The 23,690-nt window shown below is 67.4% G+C and carries 23 protein-coding genes; 9 read left to right on the plus strand and 14 right to left on the minus strand.

The genetic code is table 11. The annotated features are described in order from the left end of the window. The first annotated feature begins 33 nt into the window (after positions 1-33). Entirely contained in the window at positions 34-1,332 is a 1,299-nt protein-coding gene (locus AC3IR9_RS19890; RefSeq protein ID WP_489292921.1) for a DUF58 domain-containing protein, read from the plus strand. An 85-nt stretch (positions 1,333-1,417) separates the two neighbouring features. On the opposite strand, the gene AC3IR9_RS19895 is transcribed toward AC3IR9_RS19890, so the two are convergent. Continuing rightward, positions 1,418-2,596, minus strand: a complete 1,179-nt coding sequence (locus AC3IR9_RS19895; protein ID WP_489292922.1) for a glutathionylspermidine synthase family protein — start codon at positions 2,594-2,596, stop codon at positions 1,418-1,420. Positions 2,597-2,599: 3 nt separating this feature from the next. Beyond that, positions 2,600-3,166, minus strand: coding sequence for a DUF1190 domain-containing protein (locus AC3IR9_RS19900; protein WP_489292923.1), 567 nt, complete (start codon positions 3,164-3,166; stop codon positions 2,600-2,602). 213 nt (positions 3,167-3,379) lie between these two features. On the opposite strand from AC3IR9_RS19900, the gene ilvD reads away from it, so the two are divergent. From ilvD to AC3IR9_RS19915, 3 genes are all read left to right on the plus strand, one after another. Next, positions 3,380-5,212, plus strand: a complete 1,833-nt coding sequence (gene ilvD / locus AC3IR9_RS19905; RefSeq protein WP_489292924.1) for a dihydroxy-acid dehydratase — start codon at positions 3,380-3,382, stop codon at positions 5,210-5,212. 212 nt (positions 5,213-5,424) lie between these two features. Then, entirely contained in the window at positions 5,425-6,015 is a 591-nt protein-coding gene (locus tag AC3IR9_RS19910) for a hypothetical protein (RefSeq protein ID WP_489292926.1), read from the plus strand. Positions 6,016-6,083: 68 nt separating this feature from the next. Further along, the gene (locus AC3IR9_RS19915; RefSeq protein WP_489292927.1) at positions 6,084-6,683 is read left to right on the plus strand and encodes a hypothetical protein; all 600 of its coding nucleotides are present in this window, start codon (positions 6,084-6,086) and stop codon (positions 6,681-6,683) included. Between the two features lie 93 nt (positions 6,684-6,776). On the opposite strand, the gene dinG is transcribed toward AC3IR9_RS19915, so the two are convergent. The 3 genes from dinG to aroE all read right to left on the minus strand — a co-directional run bounded on the left by dinG (position 6,777) and on the right by aroE (position 10,189). Beyond that, positions 6,777-8,879 carry an ATP-dependent DNA helicase DinG gene (dinG, locus tag AC3IR9_RS19920; protein ID WP_489292928.1) on the minus strand — a complete coding sequence of 701 codons (2,103 nt, stop codon included), beginning with the start codon at positions 8,877-8,879 and terminating at the stop codon, positions 6,777-6,779. A gap of 107 nt (positions 8,880-8,986) precedes the next feature. Beyond that, complete coding sequence (locus tag AC3IR9_RS19925) at positions 8,987-9,340, minus strand: hypothetical protein (RefSeq protein WP_489292929.1); 354 nt, start codon at positions 9,338-9,340, stop codon at positions 8,987-8,989. Positions 9,341-9,343: 3 nt separating this feature from the next. After that, entirely contained in the window at positions 9,344-10,189 is an 846-nt protein-coding gene (gene aroE, locus AC3IR9_RS19930; protein WP_489292931.1) for a shikimate dehydrogenase, read from the minus strand. Positions 10,190-10,243: 54 nt separating this feature from the next. Here aroE and AC3IR9_RS19935 point away from each other — a divergent pair, with 54 nt between their 5' ends. Beyond that, positions 10,244-11,107: a TolB family protein gene (locus tag AC3IR9_RS19935; protein WP_489292933.1), complete on the plus strand. Its 864-nt coding sequence runs from the start codon at positions 10,244-10,246 to the stop codon at positions 11,105-11,107. A gap of 116 nt (positions 11,108-11,223) precedes the next feature. On the opposite strand, the gene AC3IR9_RS19940 is transcribed toward AC3IR9_RS19935, so the two are convergent. From AC3IR9_RS19940 to AC3IR9_RS19955, 4 genes are all read right to left on the minus strand, one after another. Further along, entirely contained in the window at positions 11,224-11,493 is a 270-nt protein-coding gene (locus AC3IR9_RS19940; protein ID WP_489292934.1) for an SHOCT domain-containing protein, read from the minus strand. Between the two features lie 34 nt (positions 11,494-11,527). Beyond that, positions 11,528-12,517 (minus strand): porphobilinogen synthase, encoded by a 990-nt coding sequence (gene hemB / locus AC3IR9_RS19945; protein WP_489292936.1) that lies wholly within the window; start codon positions 12,515-12,517, stop codon positions 11,528-11,530. Positions 12,518-12,555: 38 nt separating this feature from the next. Next, positions 12,556-13,473, minus strand: a complete 918-nt coding sequence (locus AC3IR9_RS19950; RefSeq protein ID WP_489292937.1) for a bestrophin family protein — start codon at positions 13,471-13,473, stop codon at positions 12,556-12,558. Between the two features lie 121 nt (positions 13,474-13,594). Then, positions 13,595-13,843 carry a hypothetical protein gene (locus AC3IR9_RS19955; RefSeq protein WP_489292939.1) on the minus strand — a complete coding sequence of 83 codons (249 nt, stop codon included), beginning with the start codon at positions 13,841-13,843 and terminating at the stop codon, positions 13,595-13,597. Positions 13,844-14,064: 221 nt separating this feature from the next. On the opposite strand from AC3IR9_RS19955, the gene AC3IR9_RS19960 reads away from it, so the two are divergent. Then, positions 14,065-14,532 carry a hypothetical protein gene (locus AC3IR9_RS19960; RefSeq protein ID WP_489292940.1) on the plus strand — a complete coding sequence of 156 codons (468 nt, stop codon included), beginning with the start codon at positions 14,065-14,067 and terminating at the stop codon, positions 14,530-14,532. Positions 14,533-14,565: 33 nt separating this feature from the next. On the opposite strand, the gene AC3IR9_RS19965 is transcribed toward AC3IR9_RS19960, so the two are convergent. The 4 genes from AC3IR9_RS19965 to AC3IR9_RS19980 form a co-directional block, all read right to left on the minus strand. Next, positions 14,566-16,392, minus strand: coding sequence for a DUF885 domain-containing protein (locus tag AC3IR9_RS19965; protein ID WP_489292942.1), 1,827 nt, complete (start codon positions 16,390-16,392; stop codon positions 14,566-14,568). Between the two features lie 81 nt (positions 16,393-16,473). Continuing rightward, complete coding sequence (locus AC3IR9_RS19970; protein ID WP_489292943.1) at positions 16,474-16,995, minus strand: cytochrome c oxidase assembly factor Coa1 family protein; 522 nt, start codon at positions 16,993-16,995, stop codon at positions 16,474-16,476. A gap of 50 nt (positions 16,996-17,045) precedes the next feature. Further along, a complete protein-coding gene (locus AC3IR9_RS19975) occupies positions 17,046-19,274 on the minus strand; it encodes a S9 family peptidase (RefSeq protein ID WP_489292944.1) in 2,229 nt (742 codons plus the stop codon). 205 nt (positions 19,275-19,479) lie between these two features. Then, positions 19,480-20,169: a glutathione S-transferase N-terminal domain-containing protein gene (locus AC3IR9_RS19980; RefSeq protein WP_489292946.1), complete on the minus strand. Its 690-nt coding sequence runs from the start codon at positions 20,167-20,169 to the stop codon at positions 19,480-19,482. A gap of 107 nt (positions 20,170-20,276) precedes the next feature. Here AC3IR9_RS19980 and AC3IR9_RS19985 point away from each other — a divergent pair, with 107 nt between their 5' ends. The 3 genes from AC3IR9_RS19985 (at position 20,277) to AC3IR9_RS19995 (ending at position 22,681) form a co-directional block, all read left to right on the plus strand. Next, complete coding sequence (locus AC3IR9_RS19985; RefSeq protein ID WP_489292948.1) at positions 20,277-20,912, plus strand: TIGR00645 family protein; 636 nt, start codon at positions 20,277-20,279, stop codon at positions 20,910-20,912. A gap of 179 nt (positions 20,913-21,091) precedes the next feature. Then, positions 21,092-22,102: an energy transducer TonB gene (locus tag AC3IR9_RS19990; protein WP_489292949.1), complete on the plus strand. Its 1,011-nt coding sequence runs from the start codon at positions 21,092-21,094 to the stop codon at positions 22,100-22,102. Between the two features lie 432 nt (positions 22,103-22,534). Next, a complete protein-coding gene (locus tag AC3IR9_RS19995) occupies positions 22,535-22,681 on the plus strand; it encodes a hypothetical protein (protein WP_489292950.1) in 147 nt (48 codons plus the stop codon). Positions 22,682-22,721: 40 nt separating this feature from the next. On the opposite strand, the gene AC3IR9_RS20000 is transcribed toward AC3IR9_RS19995, so the two are convergent. Next, entirely contained in the window at positions 22,722-23,633 is a 912-nt protein-coding gene (locus AC3IR9_RS20000) for a DUF6708 domain-containing protein (protein WP_489292951.1), read from the minus strand. Positions 23,634-23,690: the final 57 nt, after the last annotated feature.

A 23,690-nucleotide genomic window follows, 5' to 3' on the forward strand; every position in this document is an offset into this window, starting at 1 on the left:
ATGCCGTGCTGCTGATCGCAGGGGCCCGTGCCGATGAGGCCAGCGCCGCTGCTGCTGGTCTTGCTGCTGGCCTGGGGCCTGCTCGGCCTGCCCGTGGTGTTCGGGCTGTGGCGGCCAGTGGGCTGGTATGCCACCGGCGCGGCCGTCGCGCTGCTGGCGCTGGTCGACCTGCTGCGGCTGTGGCGGCAGCCTTCGCCCAGCGTGCATCGCGCCCTGCCCGAAGCGCTCGCGTTGAATGTCGAACGCGCGGTGACGCTGCGGCTGGAGTCGAGCCTGCGCCAGCGCGTGGAGGTCTTCGACCTGGTGCCCGGCGAATGGGCGTTGCAGGGCCTGCCGCGGCGGCTGTCGCTCAAGCCGATGGTGGCCAGCAGTTTCCAGTACACGCTCACCCCCACTGCTCGTGGCCGCTTCGCGTTCGAGGGCGTTCACCTGCGCGTGGATGCGCCTTGGCGCCTGTGGCGGCAACGCCGCACCCTGCCTCCGGCACTGACGGTGCGGGTGTATCCCAACTTCGCCCCGTTGACCCGCTTTGCGCTGTTCAGTGCCGAACAGGCCTCGCGGCTGGTCGGCGCGCACCTCAAGCGCCGCCGTGGCGAAGGCACCGATTTCCACCAGATGCGCGAGTACCGCATCGGCGACAGTCTGCGCCAGATCGACTGGAAGGCGACCTCGCGCGCGCGCAAGCTGATCTCGCGCGAGTACCAGGATGAAAAGAACCAGCAGCTGATGCTGATGATCGATACCGGGCGACGGATGATGGCCAGCGAAGGGGGCCTGTCGCACTTCGACCATGTGCTCAACGCGTCGCTGGTGGTGTCCTACCTGGCGCTGCGCCAGGGCGACGGCGTGGGCCTGTTCGCCAGCGGTGGCGACAGCCGCTGGGTGGCGCCGCAACGCGGCATGGGCGCGATCGATGGCCTGCTGCGCGCCAGCTACGACCTGCAGGCGCGCCCGGTGGCCACCGACTACCTGGCTGCGGCCACCGAACTATCGCTGCGCCAGCGTCGGCGTTCGCTGGTGATGCTGGTCACCAACGTGCGCGATGAAGATATCGAAGACCTGCTCGCCGCGGTGCGCCTGCTGCAGCGCCAGCACCTGGTGTGCGTGGCCAGCCTGCGCGAGCGCGCGCTGGACGACGCGCTCGGCCAGCCGGTGGAGACCTTGCAGGATGCAACCCAGGCGGGCGCCATCGCGCGTTACCTGCAGCAACGCAACGACGCGCACGACGCCCTGCGCAGCCATCGGGTGATGGTGCTGGATGTCACCGCCGATGCGCTGCCCGGCGCGTTGGTGGAACGCTACCTGGCGGTGAAGCGCGACGGGTTGCTGTAGGCCACGACCGTTGGTCGTGGTGCACGGTGCGTCGGCGCGCATGCATGTACCGACCAACGGTCGGTACCTACCGGACGGGCATCGGTCAGACGTAGATACGCGTCGGCGCTTCGTCGATGATCGCGTGCGGTACAAACCGCGCGCTGTCGCGGGTGATGCGGCTGTTGTCTTCGCGGATGCCCATGCCACAAGCCTGGTCGCCCACCATCCAGCTGCCGATCAACGGATAGCCGCCGTCGAAACTGGTCAACGGGTGCGCGGCCTGGCGGATTGCCGGGCCGGTGTAGGGGCCTTCGCTTTCCTGCCAGCTGCCGTCGGCCAGGTGCATGGCCACGTTGGCGCCTTCGCGCGAGAACAGCGGCTTGCGCACCCACCCGCGCGGCAGCGCGCTGCCGTCGTCGAACTCGGCGGCCAACAGGTTGGGATGGCCACGATGGCGCTCCCACAACAACGGCAGCACGCCCTTGTTGCTGAGGATCGCCTTCCACGCCGGTTCCAGCAGCTGCACGCCCGAGGCCGGCAGCGCCTGGCCGAACGACTCGGTCATCAGGTCTTCCAGCGGGTACAGCTTGAACAGGCTGCCGATGATGGTGTCATCCATCGCGGTGAAGCGGCCGTCTTCGGACAGCCCGATATCTTCAATGGCGATCGCCTCGCCCCGCAGCCCAGCCTGGGCGGCGCAGTCACGCAGGTAGGCCACCGTGCCCTGGTCTTCTTCGGAGGCACCCACCGCGCTGAAGTACAGCGGCGGCGGCAACTGCGCGGCCAGCTCGCCAAAACGTTCCACCAGCGCCTCGTGGATCGCGTTGAACTGATCGGCGTGTGCCGGCAGGCGGTTCTGGTTGCGCTGGTCTTCCAGCCATTGCCACTGGAAGAACGAGGCCTCGAACAACGAGGTCGGGGTGTCGTAATTCAACTCGTACAGCTTGGCCGGGCCGGTACCGTCATAGGCGAAATCCAGCCGCCCGTACAGGTGCGGCTCGCGGCGGCGCCAGCTCTCGGCGATCCAGTCGCGGAACGCCGGCGGGATCGCCAGCTGGTCCATCAACTGCTCGCTGCGCACCACCTCATCGACCAGGTCCATCGCCATCGCATGCAGCTGCGCGCTGGGGTCTTCGATGTCCTGTTCGATCTGGCGCAGGGTGAACGCGTAATACGCGGTTTCATCCCAGTACGGCAGCCCATCGATGGTGTGGAAGCGGAAACCGGATTCTTCAGCCCGAGCGCGCCATTGGCTGCGCTCGGCGATACGCACGCGTTGCATCGATCAACCGCCGACGCTGCTGCGACTGCTGCTGGTGTTGCCGAAGCCGCCACGGCTGGCGGTCACGGCGCGGTTGGGGGTGCTGGTGACCGGGGCCAGGCCGGCCTTGCCGGCACCGATACCGCTGCCGGTATTCATGCCACCACTGCCACCCGGGGCCGGGCGTGCCCAGCCCTTGGCCTTGTCCTGGTAAGCCGGGCTGGCCGCCGGCGACTGCGCCAGGCCGGCACCGCCGCGGTTGCTGAGCATCTGCGACATGAAGAAGCCCATCATCATCGGGCCCACGAACGAATGGCCGGTGGAGGTCTTCTGCTCGGTGCACTGTTCGGCGCTGTAGTCGGCTTCGCAGGCAGCACGGTTGGCGTACTTCGGGGCGGCATCGGCGGACTGCTTCTGCGCGTCGGCAAAGGCGGTGCGGCAGCTGGAGGGATCGCCGGTGGCTTCGGTACAGGCCTCCACCGAGGTGTACAGCCCTTCCTGGGTCTGGACGGCGGCGTCCTTCTGGCAGGCGGTGAACAGCAGCGGCGCGGCGCTCATCAGCAGCAGCGCAGTGGTCCTGGAACGTTTCATGGCGTCATGCCCCCTAATACGGTTATCTGCCCAATCATGCCTGATCGCGGCGAACAACCAAAACCGGCAAACCCGGAAACATGAACACCGTTTCAGCATTGCGCCGCCTGCGGTGCCATCGTCGACGCAGGCTTGGTTGCAAACGCAACCGAGATTTTTAGGCAGAATCGAGTAGCAACGCGCCCCCACCGCCCGCCAGATCCTGCCAGCCCCATGCCTGAATACCGCTCCCGCACCTCCACCGCCGGCCGCAACATGGCCGGCGCCCGCGCCCTGTGGCGCGCCACCGGCATGACCGATGGCGACTTCCACAAGCCGATCATCGCCATCGCCAACTCGTTCACCCAGTTCGTGCCCGGCCATGTGCACCTCAAGGATCTTGGCCAGCTGGTGGCGCGCGAGATCGAGCAGGTCGGTGGGGTGGCCAAGGAGTTCAACACCATCGCGGTGGATGACGGCATCGCCATGGGCCATGACGGCATGCTGTATTCGCTGCCCAGCCGCGAGATCATCGCCGACTCGGTGGAGTACATGGTCAATGCGCACTGCGCCGACGCGCTGGTGTGCATCTCCAACTGCGACAAGATCACCCCCGGCATGCTGATGGCCGCATTGCGCCTGGATATCCCGGTGGTGTTCGTGTCCGGTGGGCCGATGGAGGCGGGCAAGACCGCGCTGTCCGAGCACAAGCTGGACCTGGTGGATGCGATGGTGATCGCCGCCGACGAAAGCGCCAGCGACGAGAAGGTCGCCGAGTACGAGCGCAACGCCTGCCCCACCTGCGGGTCGTGCTCGGGCATGTTCACCGCCAACTCGATGAACTGCCTGACCGAAGCGCTGGGGCTGTCCCTGCCCGGCAACGGCTCCACCCTGGCCACGCATGCCGATCGCGAGCAGCTGTTCCGCCGCGCCGGGCACCTGGTCGTGGAACTGTGCCACCGCTGGTATGGCGGCGAAGATCCCAGCGCGCTGCCACGCGGCATCGCCACGCGCGCGGCCTTCGAGAATGCGATGACCCTGGATATCGCCATGGGCGGCTCCACCAACACCATCCTGCACCTGCTGGCCGCCGCGCAGGAAGCGGAGGTGGACTTCGACCTGCATGCCATCGATGCGCTGTCGCGACGCGTGCCGCAGCTGTGCAAGGTGGCGCCGAACACGCCCAAGTACCACATGGAAGACGTGCACCGCGCCGGTGGCGTGTACGGCATCCTCGGCGAGCTGGCGCGCGGGGGGCTGTTGCATACCGACGTGCCCACCGTGCACAGCCGCACCCTGGCCGAGGCGATCGCCCGCTGGGACGTGGCGGTGAGTGGCGATGCGGCCGTGCAGGATTTCTTCCGCGCCGGTCCCGCAGGCATCCCCACCCAGGTGGCTTTCAGCCAGGCAACGCGCTGGCCGACGCTGGACGTGGACCGCGCGGAAGGCTGCATCCGCTCGGTGGCGCATGCGTATTCGGCAGAAGGCGGGTTGGCCGTACTGCGCGGCAACCTCGCGCTGGATGGCTGCGTGGTGAAAACGGCCGGCGTGGATGAATCCATCCACGTCTTCGAAGGCAACGCGCGGGTGTTTGAAAGCCAGGACGCCGCCGTGGCCGGGATCCTCGCCGATCAGGTGGTGGCCGGCGACGTGGTGGTGATCCGCTACGAGGGCCCCAAGGGCGGCCCGGGCATGCAGGAAATGCTGTACCCCACCAGCTACCTGAAATCCAGGGGCCTGGGCAAGCAATGCGCGCTGCTCACCGACGGGCGTTTTTCCGGGGGCACCTCCGGCCTGTCGATCGGCCATGCCTCACCGGAAGCGGCGGCCGGCGGCACCATTGGCCTGGTACGCGATGGCGACCGCATCCGCATCGACATCCCGGCGCGCCGGATCGATCTGCTGGTGGACGACACCACACTGGCCGCACGTCGTGCCGAACAGGACACCCTGGGCTGGGCACCGCGCGAGCCACGCCCGCGCAAGGTCACCGGCGCGCTGAAAGCCTACGCACTGCTGGCCACCAGCGCCGACAAGGGCGCGGTGCGCGATCTGTCCAAGCTGTAACGCCGTCGGGTCGGCATCTATCGCGCATCCCTCGTAGTGCCGGGCTCTGCCCGGCAGCGCTTTTGCCTGGCTTCAACGCCGGGGATCAACGTTGAGGGGGAGCCGGCCAGCGGCCGGCACTACCGATACCGGCATAGCCAACGGTGACCGTTGCCCATGCGGGAACGGCACGCAGCCTTCATACTTGGCGTCCTTCACACATGGACGTGACGATGCGGCTGACTCGATGCCTGGTGTTTCTTGCGCTGTCCTGCGCTTCCGCTCCGCTGCTGGCGGCCGAATGCAGCGTGGCCAACCGCGACGCGGTGCTGGCCCTGCCCCTGCAGGTGTTCGATGGAGATCCCGATGCCGGCTGGCGGCCGCTGGCCGACCGGCCGGGCTGTTCGCTGGAGACCGCCGACCTCATCGCCGACTACCGTCGCCAGCAGCCCAAGGCGGCCGGCGACCTGCCCTTGATCTGGCGCGAGGCGCAGCTGCGCGCACTGGGCGGGCAACGCGACCCGGCCAGCGCGCTGATGCGCACCACCTACAAACCGGCGCACGCCGATGTGGGCGGCTGGAATGCGTATGTGGACGCCACCATTGCCTTCCTGGACGACGACCTGCCCGCGTTGAAGCAGGCGCGGGCGCGGTTGGCCGCGCTGCCGCCGCCACCGGGCCGCGTGGTCCGCAATGGAAAGGTGCAGCTGGAGGCCGAGCAGGTGCCCTGGCCGCCGCGCCTGCCGGTGGTGGATGCGTTGGTGCGGTGCATGTACCAGTCGTATGCGTTGGCATATGAGGAGTATCCGGCCGCGTCGGAGTGAGTAACGGCTTGACCCGGTACGCGCTGCTGGCAAACACTCCGGTGATGGTTCTGCACAAGGAGGTGACGATGCGTGCTGTTCACTGTCTGCTTGCACTGGCCGTTTCGGCCGTTGCACTTCCCGCCCTTGCCGACGACTGCGTGGTCGATCGTGCCGCGCTGCTGGCGTTGTCGCCGGAGGCGTTCGACCAGAACCTGACCGGCGGCTGGCGACCGATGGCGGAGACGCCAGCATGCCAACTGCCCGCTGCGGACCTGATTGCCGCCTACCGTGCGCAGCCCAAGGCCGCCGGCAACACCACGTTGATCTGGCACGAAGCGCAGTTGCGCGCGGAGGCCGGGCAGGATGCGCAGGCCGTGGCGCTGATGCGCCAGACCTACAAGCCAGCCCCCGATGCCGGGGGCTGGAATCCCTACGTGGACGCCAGCATCGCGCTGATCGAGAAGAACAAGCCTGCGCTGGTTTCGGCCCGCGCTGCGCTGGCAGCCGTGCCGGCGCCCCCGGAGGCGAACGTCAAGGACGGGTTCTTTTCGTTCACCCTGCCCAGCGGCGAAACGATGAAGGTGGCCTGGCCGCCCAACCTCGACGTGGTGGATGCCTTTGTCCGCTGCTTCGGCAAGCCCTACCGCGATGCCTACGGGATGGCCTGCCGCACCTCGGGTGGGTAACGCCGGGGGTGCGCCTGGGTCATGCCGTGCAGCCACGCATGGCGTGGCTCTACCGGATCGGACACCCGTCCGTGAAAGGACTGGCTGCGTTTCCTACCCGATCACCCGCTTGAACGGCGGCAGCGCGTCGATGATGCGCTTGCCGTAGCGGCGGCTGAGCAGGCGCGAGTCGAGGATGATCACCCGGCCGGTATCGGTGGAGGTGCGGATCAGGCGGCCGGAGAACTGGGTGAGCGTGCGCAGTGCGTGCGGGATCGCGATCAGGTTGAAGGCGTTCAAGCCGCGGCTTTCAAACCACTCGCTCAGGGTGGAGGTCTGCGGGTCGGTGGGCACCGCGAACGGTACCTGGGTGATCACCACCGTGGTGCAGGCCTCACCGGGAAGATCCAGGCCTTCGCCGAACGAGTTCAGCCCGAACAGCACCGAGCCTTCGCCGGCCGAGGTGCGCCGCAGGTGCTCGTCGATCATCTTCTGCTTGGGGCCTTCGCCCTGCACCAGCACCTGCTTGCGCTGCGCGACCGGCATCAGCTCGGCCACTTTTTCCATCTTCCAGCGCGAGGTGAACAGCACCATGCTGCCCTTGCCCCAGTCCAGTTCCTTGACCAGGTACTTGGCGATTTCCTTCGGATGGCGCTCGCGGTCGTCCGGGGTGACCGGGAACGGTGGCACGATCAGCTGGGCCTGGTTGGGCAGGTCGAACGGTGATGACAGCGAGACCAGTTCCGCCTCGGCGGGAATGCCGTTGTCGATCGCCAGCGCCTGGAAATCACCGCCGCCGGTGAGCGTGGCCGAGGTCATCACCACCGAATCCACTTCGTCCCACAGCAGCTTGCGCAGCACGTGCGCGGCCGAGACCGGCGAGCCATGCAGGATCAGGTCGCCATCGCGCGACAGGGTGATCCAGCGCGCCATCGGCGGCTGGCCTTCCTTGTCTTCGCGGCGCCAGGCCGTCCATAGATTGTGTTGCTGCTCGATCATCTCCAGCGCCATGCCCAGGTTGCGCTGCAGGCGTTCGCGCGCGGCGTCTTCCGGCTTGCCCTTGGCGACCTGCGCCAGCGCGGCGTGGGCCCAGTTGAACAGGCTGCGGGTGTCATCGGCGATGGCCTCGATATCGGCCATCCAGGTCTCCGGCAGGCGCCCGTTGGTGGCGCGCCACATCGGTTCCTGCGCGGAGGGGTCCGGCTGCCAGCTGCGATCGATCACATCGCGGAACGCCTTGAGCTGCTTGCTGACCTTGGCGGCCGCCTCGATGGCTTCGTTGGGCAACAGGTTGCCCAGCTTGTCCTTGTCCACCGCACGGTAGGACGCGGCGATCAGCACCTGCAGGCGGCCGGTGCGCTTGGCCATTTCGTCCAGGGCCAGGCTGGCGGCCCCCTGGTCGATGGCGACGCTGCCGATGTGGTGGCCTTCGTCGAGCACCAGCAGCATGTCCGAAGGCGGTGCGATCAGCGGCTGGCCGCTGTCGCTCTCGCCGATGGACAGCGCCGACAGCAGCAGGGCGTGGTTGGTGACCACGATCTGCGCCTCGCGCACGGTGTTGCGCGAGCGCAGCACCGCGCACTGCGCCGAGTAGGCGCACTTGCGCCCGGCACAGCCGGAGGCCGGCGTGGTGATGCGCGAACGCAGCGTATTGCTGATGGTGTCCGGGGCATTGTCGAGGTCGCCATTCCAGCGCCCATCGAGAAAATCCTTGCTCAGCTTCTGCGCCAGGTCCATCTCGATCGGCGCCAGCGGCCGGTCGAACAGCGGCTGCTCGTCGTCGAACATGCCCTCCTGCGCGCCATCGCCGTGCGCTTCGGCGGCATTGCGCGTGCACAGGTAACGGGTGCGGCCCTTGGCCAGCGCCACGGTGGCCTCGATGCCGGTGGCCTTGAGGAAGTTGGGGATGTCGCGCTCGACCAGCTGCGACTGCAACGCCACCGTGCCGGTGCTGATCACCAGCTTCTTCTTCGTGGCCAGGGCGATGGGGACGCCGGCGGTGAGGTAGCCCAGCGACTTGCCGACGCCGGTGGGCGCCTCGACCACGCCCACGCCGCCGCTGTGCGACAACGCACGCGACACCACGCCGATCATCTGGCTCTGCGAACGCCGGGTCATGAAACCGGGCGTGTTGGCCTGCAGCTTGGTATAGGCATCGCGGATGACGGCCTTGAGCTCGTCGTTCAGCGCGCGCGGGGCTTCAACTTTTTCGGTCACGCCGGGAGCTACCTGCCTGGATCACGGCGGGTATTTTCTCACGAGCGGCGGCTGGGAACCGGCGCGGATTTCCGCGCCGGTTCAGATCCGGGACACAGGTCCGGTGTTCAGCCGGCAGCGGCCAGCCGGCGGCCCCGCAGCGCACGGGTCATCGCCCACACCAGCAGCACCACCGCCAGCGCGTCGAACAGGCCCAGCACGAAATGCGCCCCGCCCAGCCACGAGGCGATGCCCTGGACCGAATCGTAGTTGCCCTGCTGCACCAGCCACACCGGCACCAGGTTCAGCAGCAGCCCGGCCAGCGTGGTCACCGCCAACAGCAGCAACGCCCACAGTGCGACGCTGCGCTCGGCCCCGCGCGGGGTATCGATCACCCACACCACCGACACCGCCAGCGCGATCAGGATCGGCAGGCGCACCGCCACCATGGTCAGCATGGTGACCAGCAGGTCCATGTTCATGGCTCAGTCCTCCCCGGCCAGCGCATGCTCGCCGCGCAGGTCGGCGTACACCGCATCGGTCTGCGGGCGCACTTCGTGCCACTGCTGGAAGCTCGCTGCGGCCTGTTCCACCAGCATTCCCAAGCCATCGACGACGTTGCGGCAACGGGCCGCGCGCGCCCAGGCCAGGAAGGCGATGGACGCCTCGCCGTAGTTCAGGTCCACCGCCGTGGTCATGCTGTTGACCAGCGACAGCGGCAACTTGAACTCGGCGTCGCGGTCACGGCCGGCCGAGGTGGCGTTGACGATCAGTTCGAAATCGCCCAGCTCGCGCAGGTCTTCCCAGTAGCGGGTGCGTGCACGGCCGGGCTCGCCGATCGCATCGATCAGCGCGTCGGCACGTTCGGGGCTGCGGTTGACCACCACCATCTCCAGGATGCCCGCATCGAGCAGGGCCGGGGCGACGCTGCGCGCCGAGCCACCGGCACCCAGCAGCAGCACCCGGCGGCCGCGCAGGTCCAGGCTGTTGCGCTCGGTGAGGTCGCGGACCAGGCCGACGCCATCGGTGGTGTCGCCGTGCCAGTAATCGCCCTTGCGCAGCAGCGTGTTGACCGAGCCGGCCAGCTTGGCGCGTGAGGTAAAGGTTTTGCACAGCGCAAACGCCGCTTCCTTGAGCGGGGCGGTGATGTTGGCACCGCGGCCGCCCTGCGCGACAAAGTCTTCCAGCGCGGCGCTGAAATCGGCCGGCGCCGCGTCGATGGCGCGGTAATCCAGGGCAATGCCTTCCTGCGCGGCGAACGCAGCGTGGATGCGCGGCGACTGCGAATGCGCGATGGGGTGGCCGAATACGGCGTAACGGTCGGCGGTCATGGGTGTGTCTGCTCCGGGCCTAGAATGGAACGCAAACCCCCAACGGACGCGGCTATGCGCACTCCATTGTCACTGCTCGCGCTGAGCATCAGTTTACTCTCCACGCCGCAGGCGATGGCGCTTTCCGAATTCGGCATCGAGGGCATGGGGGTGGTATCGACCAAGGCCAACGAAGCCCAGGCCACGATCGCCCCGGACGGGCAGCGCATCGCCTGGGCCAGCGACCGCGCCGGGGGTGCCGGTGGCTGGGACCTGTGGCAGGCGGTGCTGCGGGACGGGCGCTGGCAGGATCCGGCCCCGCTGGCAGTGAATACCGCCAGCGATGAGACCGACCCGTACTTCAGCCACGATGGGCATTGGCTGTACTTCGCCTCCAACCGGCCCGGTGGGCGCGGTGGATTCGATCTGTACCGCGTGGCGGTTGGCGACGATGGCCGCTTGGGGCCGGTGATGGCCATGCCGGTCACCCTCAACACCGCCGCCGACGAGCGCCACCCGGCGCTGCGCCCGGATGGCCAGGTGCTGCTGTTCGCACGCAATGGACAGGGCACCCAGGGTGGTTTCAACCTGTTCCAGGCCCGCGTGCAGGGCAACGGGTTTGGCACGGTGGCGGCGCTGCCGGCGCCGCTCGACAGCCGTGCCGACGCGGTGGCGGGCGAGTGGCTGGGCAACAACGGCGCGCTGCTCATCACCCGGGCCACCGGCAGCACCTCGCAGGTGTGGCAACTGGGCTGCGACGACACCCAGCCGGCGACACCGCTGGCGCTGTCGTTCAACACCGCCGAGGGGCAGACCGGCGCGCCGGTGGTGGACGCGTCCAAGCCGTCCGAGCTGGTGCTGGCCGGCGTGGCCCGCGCGCCGCGTGCCGGCGGGCTGGACCTGTACCGGATGAAGACGCCAGCGGCTGCCTGCCACTGACCGGCGGGTACCGGCCCCGGTACTCGTACCGGCTCCGGGTAGGTACCGACCGTTGGTCGGTACGGGGGGCCGCATCACGCAAAATGCGCATCGACCAACGGTCGATGCCTACCGGGTCAGACCGTGCGCAGCAGCGCGGCACGCTGTTGTTCGTACTCGGTTTCGCTGATGTCGCCCTGGTCCTTGCGCTGGTTCAACGCGGCCAGCTGCGCCTGCAGTGCCGGGGTCAACTGCGCCTCACGCGCCACCCGTGCGGCCGCCGACGGCTGTTCCGGCGGGCGCTTGGCGGCACGCAGCACGCCGCGGATGACCAGCCCGATCACCACCGCGAACACCACCACCCCGGTGCCCCAGGTCAGCCATTGCACCCATCCCATCGTCTGCATCGTCGTCGTCCTGTTGCCGTGTGGGCGGGTATTGTCAGCGTTCGCGCAGCCAACGCGCCACCTGCGGGGCAAAATAGGTCAGCACGCCATCGGCGCCGGCACGCTTGAAGCCCATCAGCGACTCCATCACGCAGGCGCGTTCGTCCAGCCAGCCGTTGGCGAAGGCCGCTTTCATCATCGCGTACTCGCCACTGACCTGGTAGGCGAAGGTGGGCACGCCGAACTGCTGCTTCACCCGCCGCACCAGGTCCAGGTAGGGCATGCCCGGCTTGACCATCACCATGTCCGCGCCCTCTTCCAGGTCCAGTGCGATTTCGCGCATGGCTTCGTCGCCGTTGGCCGGGTCCATCTGGTAGGTCTTCTTGTCGGCCTTGCCGAGGCTGGCCGAGCTGCCCACCGCGTCGCGGAACGGGCCGTAGAAGGCCGAGGCATATTTGGCCGAGTAGGCCATGATGCGCACGTTGAGATGGTTGTCGGCGTCCAGCGCACGGCGGATCGCACCGATCCGGCCATCCATCATGTCCGAGGGCGAGACGATGTCCACACCGGCTGCGGCATGCGACAGCGACTGCTTGACCAGCGCCTCCACGGTGATGTCGTTGAGCACGTAGCCCTTGTCGTCGATGATGCCGTCCTGGCCGTGGGTGGTGTAGGGGTCCAGTGCCACGTCGGTCATCACCCCCAGTTCGGGGAAGCGCGACTTCAGCGCGCGGATCGCCCGCTGCGCCAGGCCGTTGTCGTCCCAAGCCGCGGCCGCGTCGAGCGACTTGCCGGCCGGGTCGATCACCGGGAACAGGTCGATCACCGGGATGCCCAGCTCCAGCGCTTCCTCGGCCACCTCCAGCAGCGCATCGATCGACAGCCGCTCCACGCCCGGCATCGAGGCCACCGGCGCGCGCCCGGCCAGTTCATGCACGAATACCGGGTAGATCAGGTCGTCGGTGGTCAGCGTGTTTTCGCGCATCAGGCGGCGCGAGAATTCGTCGTGGCGCATGCGGCGCGGGCGGTAATCGGGATGGGCCATGGGTTGCTCCGGAACGGAAGGCGGTGGGCGCGGCAGGGTTACTGCAGCAGGTAACGATACGGTTGCAGCGGGGCCGGCAACGGGTCCACGCCGAGGCTGTCGAGCAGGTCGATCTCGATGGTGCGCACCAGCGCATCCAGTGGCAGGTCGTTGGGTTCCAGCCCGAACGGCTCTTCCATTTCCTCGCCCAGCTGGTCCAGGCCGAAGAAGGCGTAGGCCAGCACCGCCGACACCACCGGGGTGGCCCAGCCCAGTGAACTGGCCAGGCCGAATGGCAGCAGCACACAGAACATCCACGCGCAGCGGTGCAGCAGGAGGGTGTAGGCGAACGGCAGCGGGGTGGACAGGATCCGCTCGCAACCGGCCTGGATGCTCGACATCGCGTGCAGGCGGGTTTCAAACTGGCTGTACAGGATCGGATCCAGGCGGCCAGCGCGCAGCGGCTCGGCCAGGTCGGCAGCGATCATCGCCAGCAGCTGGTCGGGCGCGTTCAGGCGTTGGCCCAAATGCGCGTGGTGCGCGTCCTCCACCCACGGCATCGCCGCCAGGGCCGCATCGCGTCCCCGCAGCCTGGCCGCCAGTGCATGCGCGAAGCCGATCGCCAGCCGGCACAGACGCGCACGACGCGCGGCATCATCGGCCAGCAGCGCGGTGCACAGCCGCGCCAGGCTGCGCGATTCGTAGACCAGCTGCCCCCATAGCTTGCGGCCCTCCCACCAGCGCTCGAAACAGGCGTTGTTGCGGAAGCTCAGGAAGATCGACAGGACCAGGCCCAGCAGGGTGAACGGCGCCACCGAGACCCGCTCGATGCCGGGCGGGTGCCACAGTTCGGCGAAGGCGGCCACGGCAATGGCCAGCAGCAGGATGGCCAGCACCTTGGGCGCCACCGCCGGGACGATGGAGCCGCGCAGGATGTACAGCAGTTGCCAGCCGTGGGGACGAGGGCGAATGATCATCGGTGCGGGAATGGCGCCCGGGTGGGCGTGGGCCGGCAGCAGGGCTGCGGCAGCCGCTGATTGTACGCCCAGTCACGGCCAGGCCCGGTCGCTGCGGCCGATGGTCGCAGCGGCGGCCGGCTCAGACGATGCCGCCGCCCAGCCCCAGGCGGACGATGCCCACCACCACCACGATGGCGTTCAGCACCAGCCCGGCCCACGCACGGCCACGCTTGCTGGGATGGGTGAACAGGATGCCGATCGCGGCGATCACCGCACCGACGGCCGCGAAGGGGATCAGGAACCAGTTGCCCCAGCCGAGCAGCGGGATCAGGGCCAGGATCATCCACAGCAACGCCAGGATGCCCCACAACAGACTGATGAGACCCATGCCCGGCTCCTTCGATGATGATGCGGCCACCTTAGCCTAGATCGCGGTCCCGCCGCCGGTCGCTGACGCGTTCATCGGCCGGCAGCACCGGTGGTCCGGGCCACGGCGCGCCGCTCACCCGGACAGTGCTAGCGTTGCGCCCAGGGTGTTGGCATCGATTCAGCCGCCGGCACCGATGATCGCGCCACGGACCAAGGGTCCCTACCGAACAGGGGTGATGCATGAACATCCGATCGATTGCCGTGTTGGGCGTACTGCTGGCCGTGGCCGGCTGCGCCAGCACGTCCAAGGTGATGCTGGGCCAGCAGCGCCCGCCGGTGGACCCGGCCAGTGTCCAGATCTATTCGACCCCACCGGCCGGCTCGGTCGAGATCGCCCAGCTGGAATCGTCCAGTGCGGTCGGTTTCGGCACCCAGGGCCAGACCGATGCAGCGGTGATGCGGCTCAAGCGTGAAGCAGCAGCGCTGGGCGCCAACGGCGTGATCCTGATGGGCGTGGGCTCCAGCGGTTCGCCGGTGGGCATGTCGGTGGGCGCCGGCAGCTATGGCTCACACGTGGGCGGCGGGCTGGGCATCGGCATTCCGACCACCCAGAAGCGCGCCGCCGGCGTGGCGATCTGGGTACCCAACCCGGCAGCACCCACGGCACCGGCGCGCCTGCCGACGCAGACGATCACGCCGACCCGGTAATGCCCCACGATGAACCCCGCAAATCGCGGGGCGTCAGCGCGAATGCGATGACGTGCCCCCCGCTTTGTGCTTCGGCACGAACACTTCGTTGACCGCCTGGGCCAACTGGTCCGGCGGCAACAGGCCCTGGTCGAGCAGGAAGTTGTTGAAGGCCAGCCGGTCGAAACGCTTGCCCAGCGCCAGCTCGGTCTGCATGCGCAGTTCCAGGATGCGGGTGTATCCGTAGAAGTAGCTGCCGGCCTGGCCGGGCATGCGCACCATGTAACGGTCCAGTTCCTGGGTGGCCATCGCCTTGGACAGGCCGACCTCGTCGATCAGCACGCGCTCGGCGTTGGCGCGGTCGATCAGGCCCAGGTTGAGCATCGGGTCGAGCATCGCCCGGGCCGCGCGCAGCAGGCGGAACTGCAGCGCGATCAGCTGCCCGTCCAGCGGCTCGTAGGGCACCATCTCCGCTTCGGCATACAGCGCCCAGCCTTCGACGTTGACCGAGTTGAACGCGAACATGGTGCGCGCCAGCGAGATGCCGCGTTCAACCATCGCGGTGAACTGCAGCTCATGGCCGGGGCGGCCTTCATGCGCGCTCAGCGTCCAGGCGGCCGAACCGAAGTTGAAATCGTCGTACTGCGCGGCCTTGTCGCCGGCGGCCGGATTACCCAGCGGCAGCACGAAGGTGCCCTGCTGGCCGGTGTTGCCGACCAGCGGCGCGGGCAGGAAATGCGGGGCCGGCGAGGCCGCGCTTTCGGCCGCCGAGCCCAGCCGCATCTGCATCGGGCGCTGCGGTACATCGACGATCTTCTCGCGACGGATGATCGGGTCGATCGCATCGATCACGCCCCGGTAGTGGTGCTCAAGCTGGTCGTCGGCGATCTTGTCGCCCTTCAGCGCGCGCACCACCGCCACCGGATCGGTCGGATCGGTCACAGTGAGGCCCTTGGCCTGCACCACCAATGGCGACAGCTGGCGCATGGCCGAGCGGGTTTCCATGAATTCCAGCTGGGCCCGCTGCATCAGCACGGCCGGGGCGATATCGATGCCGACGCGCTTGAGCTGGTAGGCATACAGCGGCGCGGGCAGGCGCGCATCGGTGCGTGCCTTGGGCAGCACGTCCTTGCGGGTCCAGTCGCGGTACTCGCGCAGCTGGGTGGCGATGGTTTTCAGCGCCTCGTCGGCGCCGGCCACCTTGTACTTGCCAAACAGCTGTTCGATGCCGGTGATGTAGGTGTCCACGTTGGCCAGCGACTGCTCGACTTCGATCCTGGTCGGCTGCAGCAGGCTCTTGTCGCCCAGGCGCTCTTCATAGCGCTGGCGCGACAGCGTGGTGGCCGGCTGGCTGCCCGGCGCCAGGCCGGCATAGGCCTTCAGGCGGTCCAGGGCCTTGGCCCGGCGTTCGGCGGGGACCTGGTCGGACAGCAGCAGGTTGAGGCCGCTGAACACGGTCTGCGGGGTGTCATTCCACGGCAGCAGGTACTTTTCGTTGAGCTCGCTGCCTTCGATGTTCTGGTTGGCGGCGGCGATCATGATCGCCAGGTCCTGGCGCACGTTGGCATCGCGCTCGGTGGCCAGCCTGGCCTGCAGGTCGCTGCGCGCCTTGGCCATCGCGGCACGGTAGCGGGCGCCGTTGTCCGGGCCGAAATCGGCCACTTTGTCGTCGTAGCCCGGCACGCCGAAGAAGCCGGTCTCTTCGGGCTGGAACGGGCCCTGCGCGTCCAGCAGGATCTGCGCCAGCTGGTTGCTGCGGGTGACCCAGGCCGGGCTGGCGGGGGTCTTGCTGGCGGCAGGAGCCGCGGCGAACGCCGGCGGTGCGCTCAGCGCGACGGGAACGGAAAGGACCAACGCGATGGCAAGGACAAGCGGCTTCATGCAGGACTCCCGGTATTCGATGCGCTGACCCTACGCATTCCACGCACGGGGAGCAATCGGCCGGAGGTCATGCGCGGCCGCTCACACCTCCAGCCCGGGAACCACCGGGCAGTCGCCCCTCTGGCGACACTCGCGCAGTTCGCACTGCTGTGCCGCTTCAGCGTCATCCAGCGCACTCAGGTCGATGGTGTCGGCCGCCTCGGTCAGCACGTAGAGCATCGGGTAGTCCCACTCGCTCTGGCTGCGCGTGGCCTGCAGGAACAGCCGTCCTTTGCCGCGCGGCCCGCTGAGCTGGACGATGAACTGGCTGTAGCCGGTGCCATTGAGGTTGGACTGCATGCTGCCGGCCGGCAGGTAGCCGTCCTGGATCGGCTCGCCCAGCTCAGCAACCAGTTCCACGCTGCAGCGCGCGCGGCGCATGGCCTCCTGGTACGGGTCGCTGCTGCGGCTCCAGTGCGACCACTGCGCCACCGCCAGCCAGACCGCGCCAACGGCCGCAGCGGTGGTCAGCAACACCGCCAACGGCATCGCCCAGCGCCAATGCCGGCGCCACCATCCTGAGCGGGCGCGGCAGACCCCGGGTAGCGGGGGTGGTTGGTTCATCGGCGTCCTCCTTGTCGAGCCGGTGGTGCGGTGTGCGGGCGGTGGTTACGTTACGGTGCCAGGCAACGCCCCAGGAAATCCTCGGCCAGGCGGTAGCGGTGCAGCGCGTTGCTGCCCGACAGGCCGTGCTTGGCCCCGGGATAGGTCATCAGGTCGAACGGCTGCCCACGCTTCTGCAGCGCACTCATCAGCGCGGTGGAATTGGTGAACAGCACGTTGTCGTCGGCCATACCGTGGATCAGCAGCAGGCGCGAACGCAGGCCGTCGATGTGCGCCAGCACTCGCGCTTCTTCATAGCCCTTCGGGTTGTTGCCCGGCAGGTTCATGTAGCGCTCGGTGTAGTGGCTGTCATACAGGCCCCAATCGGTGACCGGCGCGCCGGCCACACCACAGGCGTAGGTATCCGACGCCTTGGCCAGCAGCATCAGGGTCATGTAGCCGCCGTTGGACCAGCCCTGCACGCCGATGCGCGCCGGATCGACCCACTTCTGCTGCTTGAGCCAGGCCACGCCGCGCAGCTGGTCGGCCACTTCCACCGTGCCCTGCACGCCGTACAGCGCACCGCCGAAGTCGCGGCCGCGTCGTGGCGTGCCGCGGTTGTCCAGCGAGAACACCACGTAACCGCGCTGGGCCAGGTACTGGTTGAACAGGTGGTCGCCACGGCCGGGCCAGCTGTCGGTGACGGTCTGGCTGGCCGGGCCGCCATACACATACACCACCACCGGGTAGCGCCTGGCCGGATCGAAATCCGCCGGTTTGATCAGGCTGTAGTTCAGTTCGGTGCGGCCATCGGCGGCGGTAAGCGTGCCGAACTCGACCGGGCGCTGCGCCTCCAGGTAGCGCGCATAGGGATGCTGCGGGTCGGCCAGGTTGTTTTCCACCAGCGTGGCGATCTTTTCACCGTTGGCGCGGTGCAGGGCGATCTGTGGTGGCGTGGTGGTGTTGGACCAGCTGTCCACGTACACGCTGGCATTGCGCGCGAAACTGGCCGTGTGCATGCCCGGCGCCTGCGACAGGCGCTGCAGCGTGCCACCCTGCAACGGCACGGCGTAGATCTGGCTCTCGCGCGGAGAGGTGACGCCGGCCCGGAAGTAAACTTTGCCGGCGTCTTCGTCCACGGCCAGCAGCTCGTCCACCGGCCATGCACCGGTGGTCAGTGCAGTGACCTGTTTGCCGTCCTCGGAAACACGGTACAGGTGCTCAAAGCCGCTGCGTTCGGATGACCACACAAAGCCGCCCTGCTTGAGGAAGCGCAGGCTGTTGTGCAGCGGCACCCAGGTGCGCGAGGTTTCGGTCATCAGCGTGCGCTGCCTGCCATCGGCCAGGTCGGCCTGGATCAGTTCCAGGGTCTTCTGGTCGCGCGACTGGCGCTGGAACGTCAGGCGTTGCGGGTCGCGCCAGTCCACGCGCGCCAGGTAGATGTCCGGGTTGCGGCCAAGGTCGACCCAGCGTGGTGCGGCGTCGGCCTGCGGCGCGATCACCGCCAGCTTCACGGTGACGTTGTGGTCGCCGGCGGCCGGGTAGCGCTGTTCGATCATCTCGGTGCGGTCGGCATACATTTCGTAGCGCTTCTGCACCGGCACCGGGCTTTCATCGATGCGCGCGAAGGCGATCGCCGAATCGTCCGGTGCCCACCAGTAACCGGTGTGGCGGTCCATCTCTTCATCGGCGACGAATTCGGCCACGCCATTGCCGATGGTGTCGCTGCCGTCGGTCGTCAGCTGGATCTGCTTGCCGCTGGCCAGGTCGATCACCCACAGGTTGCGGGCGCGCACGAAGCTGACGAAACCGCCCTTCGGCGACAGCTTGGCATCGGTGGCAAAGCCTTCACCGTGGGTGAGCTGGCGTACCGCCGCGTTGCCCTGCCGGGACAGGTCGTACAGGTACAGCTCGCCGCCCAGCGGGAACAGCAGGGTGTGCGCGTCGGGCGACCACTGGTAATCGACGATGCCGGTCATCGCGGCGATGCGCTGGCGCTCGCGGCGTGCCTTTTCCTCATCGCTCAGGGTTTCAGTACCGGGCAGCACCACCTTGGAATCCACCAGCAGGCGGGTCTGGCCGCTGGCGATATCGAAGGTCCACAGGTCCAGCTGGTTGCGGTCTTCCTGCTTGCCGCGCAGGAAACCCACCTGCGAGCCGTCCGGGGCCACCTTGGGTTTCATCAGGGTCGGGCCGGACAACGGCAGCGGACCGGTGATGGCTTCCAGGGTCAGTTTTTCAGCGTGGGCGAGCGTGGTCGAAGCAAGCATGAGGGTGAGCGAGGCAAGCAGGTGGCGCATGAAGGATTCCGGCAAACGACGGGGCCGCCACCGGGCGTGGCACGGGGCGGTCACCCCCATCCTAACCAAGCTGGTGCGGGAAGGCAGCATGACCTTTTACCCAGTTCCGTAGCGCGGGGGCCTGCTCCGCTGCCGTGGGCACAGGCGCTGCGGTAAGAGCAGCCGGGCAACGCCCGGCGCTACAGGCGCGACGATACCCCTTGCTTCAACGCTGGCCGAACAGGTGCTTGCGCTCTTCCTCGCTGAGCGGTTTGCCGGCATCGGGGTTGACCTGCTGGCGCAGCGCATAGGCGCGCTGGGTGGCCGGACGTGCCGCGATCGCGTCATGCCAGCGCTTGAGGTGCGGGAAGACGCTGAAATCGACCGGCAGCTTGTCGTAGGCCCCGATCCACGGGTAGCTGGCCATGTCGGCGATGCTGTACTCGGCACCGCCCAGGAAGGCGTTGTCGGCCAGCCGCTTGTCCATCACCCCGTGCAGGCGGCGCACCTCGTTGCCGTACCGCTCGATGGCATAGGGAATCTGCTCGGGCGCGTAGACGTTGAAGTGCCCCATCTGCCCGCTCATCGGGCCCAGCCCGGCCATCTGCCAGAACAGCCATTCCAGCACCGCCACGCGCCCACGCGGGTCGGCAGGCAGGAAACGACCGGTCTTCTCGGCCAGGTACAGCAGGATAGCGCCGGACTCGAACACGCTCTGCGGGTCGCCGCCATCGCGGGGCTGGTGGTCGACCAGGGCCGGCATCTTGTTGTTCGGTGAGATCGCCAGGAAAGCCGGCTTGAACTGGTCGCCGGCACCGATGTTGACCGCCTGGATCTGGTACGGCAGGCCCAGCTCTTCCAGCAACAGCGTGACTTTGTGGCCATTGGGGGTGGGCCAGTAGTACAGATCGATCATGGCGGCAGGCTCGCAGAGAGGAAGCCCGAGTCTAGTGCGTCAGTTGGGTTGGCAGGGTCAGGGCGGACCGGTAACCTGCGGCTTCTCCCGCAACGCAGCATTCCAGCATGAGTCCCACTCCCCCGCGCATCAGCCCCCTGTCGTCCCTGATCTTCGCCTCGCGCTGGCTGCAGCTGCCGCTGTACCTGGGCCTGATCCTGGCGCAGTGCGTCTACGTGTTCCTGTTCGGCAAGGAGTTGTGGCACCTGGTGCACAAGGCCAACACCATGGGCGAGCAGGAGATCATGCTGCTGGTGCTGGGCCTGATCGACGTCGTGATGATCTCCAACCTGCTGGTCATGGTGATCGTGGGTGGCTATGAAACCTTCGTCTCGCGGCTGCGCCTGGAGAACCATCCCGACCAACCGGAGTGGCTGAGCCACGTCAATGCCAGCGTGCTCAAGGTCAAGCTGGCACTGTCGATCATCGGCATCTCCTCGATCCACCTGCTCAAGACCTTCATCGGCTCCGGCAATCTGGATGGGCTGCCCTCGTGCAACAGCCCGGACTACATCCTGGCCGTGCAGACGGCCATCGCCACCATCGGCCCGAGCGCCGAGGCCGCCTTCAAGTGCGCCACGATGACCTCCACCGGGGTGATGTGGCAGACCATCATCCATTGCGCGTTCATCCTGTCGGCGATCGGCATCGCCTACACCGACAAGCTGATGAACGGCACGCCCAGCAAAGCGCTGTCGCACTGATACTTGCCCGGCATCGGTCACGATGCCGGCGCTGCCCACGCCGTCCGGCCCCTGGCTGGCCGGGGTGATGCTAGATTGCACACCTGCAGTACCGCCGTGGACGCCGGGAAACGTCCATGGGCCTCGGCCGGCCTGACCGCATCGGGCCTTACGTACCGTCGTATTCAAAGGGGAGTTGGATGTCGCACGTCAACACGATCGCCAAGGCGCGCCTGTTTGCGCCGCTGACCCTGCTGGTGGCCCTGGCCGCCTGCTCGGGCAAGGACGAACCGGCGCCCGCCGCGCCGGCAGCCGCCACCGCAACCCCGGCGGCACCGGTCGCACCGGCGGTGTCGGCCAAGGTGCAGTCGATGGGCACCGAACAGCTGCGCGACCTGGCCAGCCAGGCGCTGCGCGAGAACCGCATGTACGCGCCGGCCGGCGACAACGCCATCGAGTACTACCTGGCGCTGCGCGACAAGACCCCCGATGACGCCTCGGTCAAGAGCGCGCTCACCGACCTGCTGCCCTACACCCTGATTGCCGCCGAACAGAGCCTGGGCCGCGAGGACTTCACCGAATCGCAGCGCCTGGTGGCGCTGATCGAGAAGGTGGACACCACCGCACCGGCGCTGCCGCGCCTGAAGCAGGGCATCAGCGGCGGCATGCAGACCGCGCTCAAGCGCACCCAGGAAGAGACCGACAAGGTCAAGAAGGACGCCGAGAACCGGACCAAGCAGTTGGCCGATCAGCAGCGCCTGGCCCAGCAGCAGGCCACCGAAGCCGAAGCGGCCAAGCAGATCGCCGCCCAGCAGGATGCCGTGCGCCGCAGCAGCGAAACACAGGATGCCGAGCGCCAGGCCGCGGCCCGCCGCGAGGCCGAGCAGCGCCAACAGCAGGCGGCCGCCCAGCAGGCCGCCGCCGCCCGCCAGGCCGCAGCGCCGGCCGCCGCTGCGCCGAGCCTGCGCGCGGTCAGCACCCCGGCCCCGCGCTACCCCCCCGAGGCCCTGCGTTCGGGCACGTCGGGCGAGGTACTGGTGGAGATCACCGTCGGCACCGACGGGTCGGTCACCAACGCCCGCGTGCTGCGCGCCACGCCGTCGCGCGTGTTCGATCGCGAAGCACTCAATGCGGTCAAGCGCTGGAAGTTCGAGCCGGTGGGTGCACCGGTTACCACCCGTCGTACGCTGGCGTTCGCGCCGGGCGGTTGATGGGTGGGTGATGGTGTGACTGGAAAAGCCCGGAGCGATCCGGGCTTTTTTGGTTCTTGTCCCAGGTGAGGGAATGTGAGAAGAGAGGTTCAGCCCAAGGGCGACAGAGCTAGCGGGGGTCTTCGCCTGGCGATGACGCTAGCGTCCGGGGCCCGTTGGCGGCCGTCAGGCCCTTGTGCAAATGTCCCCCGGCCGACGCCTGCGGCGACGGCCTCCTCCTTTATTTTGCCAAGGGCCTGACGGCCGCCAACGGGCTCGGCTTGCGGTACGTACAGGCGCACTCCGGTGTTTGCCGTGGGCCGCCATGGCTCCCGACACGCGGGTATCGATGCCCATGAGGTAGGTCACCACCGTTGGTGGTGACGCTGGTCGGCGCCGGGGCATCGCACGCAAGGGCATCGGTGCCTGGCGCTCGACCCGATACAGGAACCCATGCGCGCTTTCAATCAAGGTCTTCAGCACCGGATCGCGCGGAACCAGTACGTCGACCAGTCCGAGGGCATGCAGGCCGGGCAGCAGCTGCAATTCACCCGCGATCTCATCGCATTAATTGAACTGCCCTATCGGACAAGGCGATGAGGCACTCATTCGCTCCGCAACATGCCGTACAGGCTGCGGGCTAACGCCACATCTGCCGGTCGAAATGCCGCTGCCTGGCGCGCTCGTGGATCGCCGGATCGCTGGCGAATTCAGCCATGAACCGTGGCTCGGGAAGTACATAGGGATCGTCGGGCGCTACGGCGCACTCCGCTTCGATGTCGGGTGGGAACACCGGCCTACGGCAGGTTCTGAAGGTGAGCCAGCGGCTCAGGGTCAGTGCGCCATAGACCGGGAACAGCAGATTGTGACGCAACGGAAACAGTGCCGTGCCCATCATCAGGCACACCAGCATCCAGTGATTTCGGAAGGTGGGACGCGTGGACAACGTGATGACGCGGTCCAATGGATCGTCGAAACAATGCTCCGGCCCATCCTGCATGTAGCGGCAGATCAAGGCCCATTCCTCGCGGATGTCGTCATCGTGGTCCCAGAAGTGACCGATGGTAAAGGTCTGCTGTACCTGACGATTGCGATCGAGCAGATGGCAGCGGAGATCGCGCAGGCTGGGGTCCTGGCCACCACGGCCGATGTGGAAGAAGGCCATGGGCGAGCCCCACGGCACGACAACTGTTCCGCCTGGGCCGTTGTGCCGGAAGAAGTAGATCTTACGGGTGATGCGGTTGAAGCGTACGGGATAGTGGGTAACTGCAAATAGATCGAAACGCAGATGGATCATACAAAAAAATATAGAACTTCCAAGCATGACCAGCGCAAGTGGAGAAAGAAGCATGACCGCCTCCAGCACGCCAACTTCATCATCAAAAATCAGATCGATGGCGAAATAAGTAAAAATTGAGCTAAATTCCAGTGCGGTGCAAAAGGAAAGAAACGTGGCAAGCATACCCTTCACCTTGAAGGTTCGATCAGTGAATTCCATGTAGTGTGAGTTAAATGCAACCATCCCAAAAGCGTCAGACGGGATGCACTTCATCGCGTCGCTCCGCAGGAGCTCAGCCTCATTTTCAAGTTGATTCAGAGCTCTTTTGTA

It is taken from the genome of Stenotrophomonas sp. GL_101, from assembly GCF_057835675.1.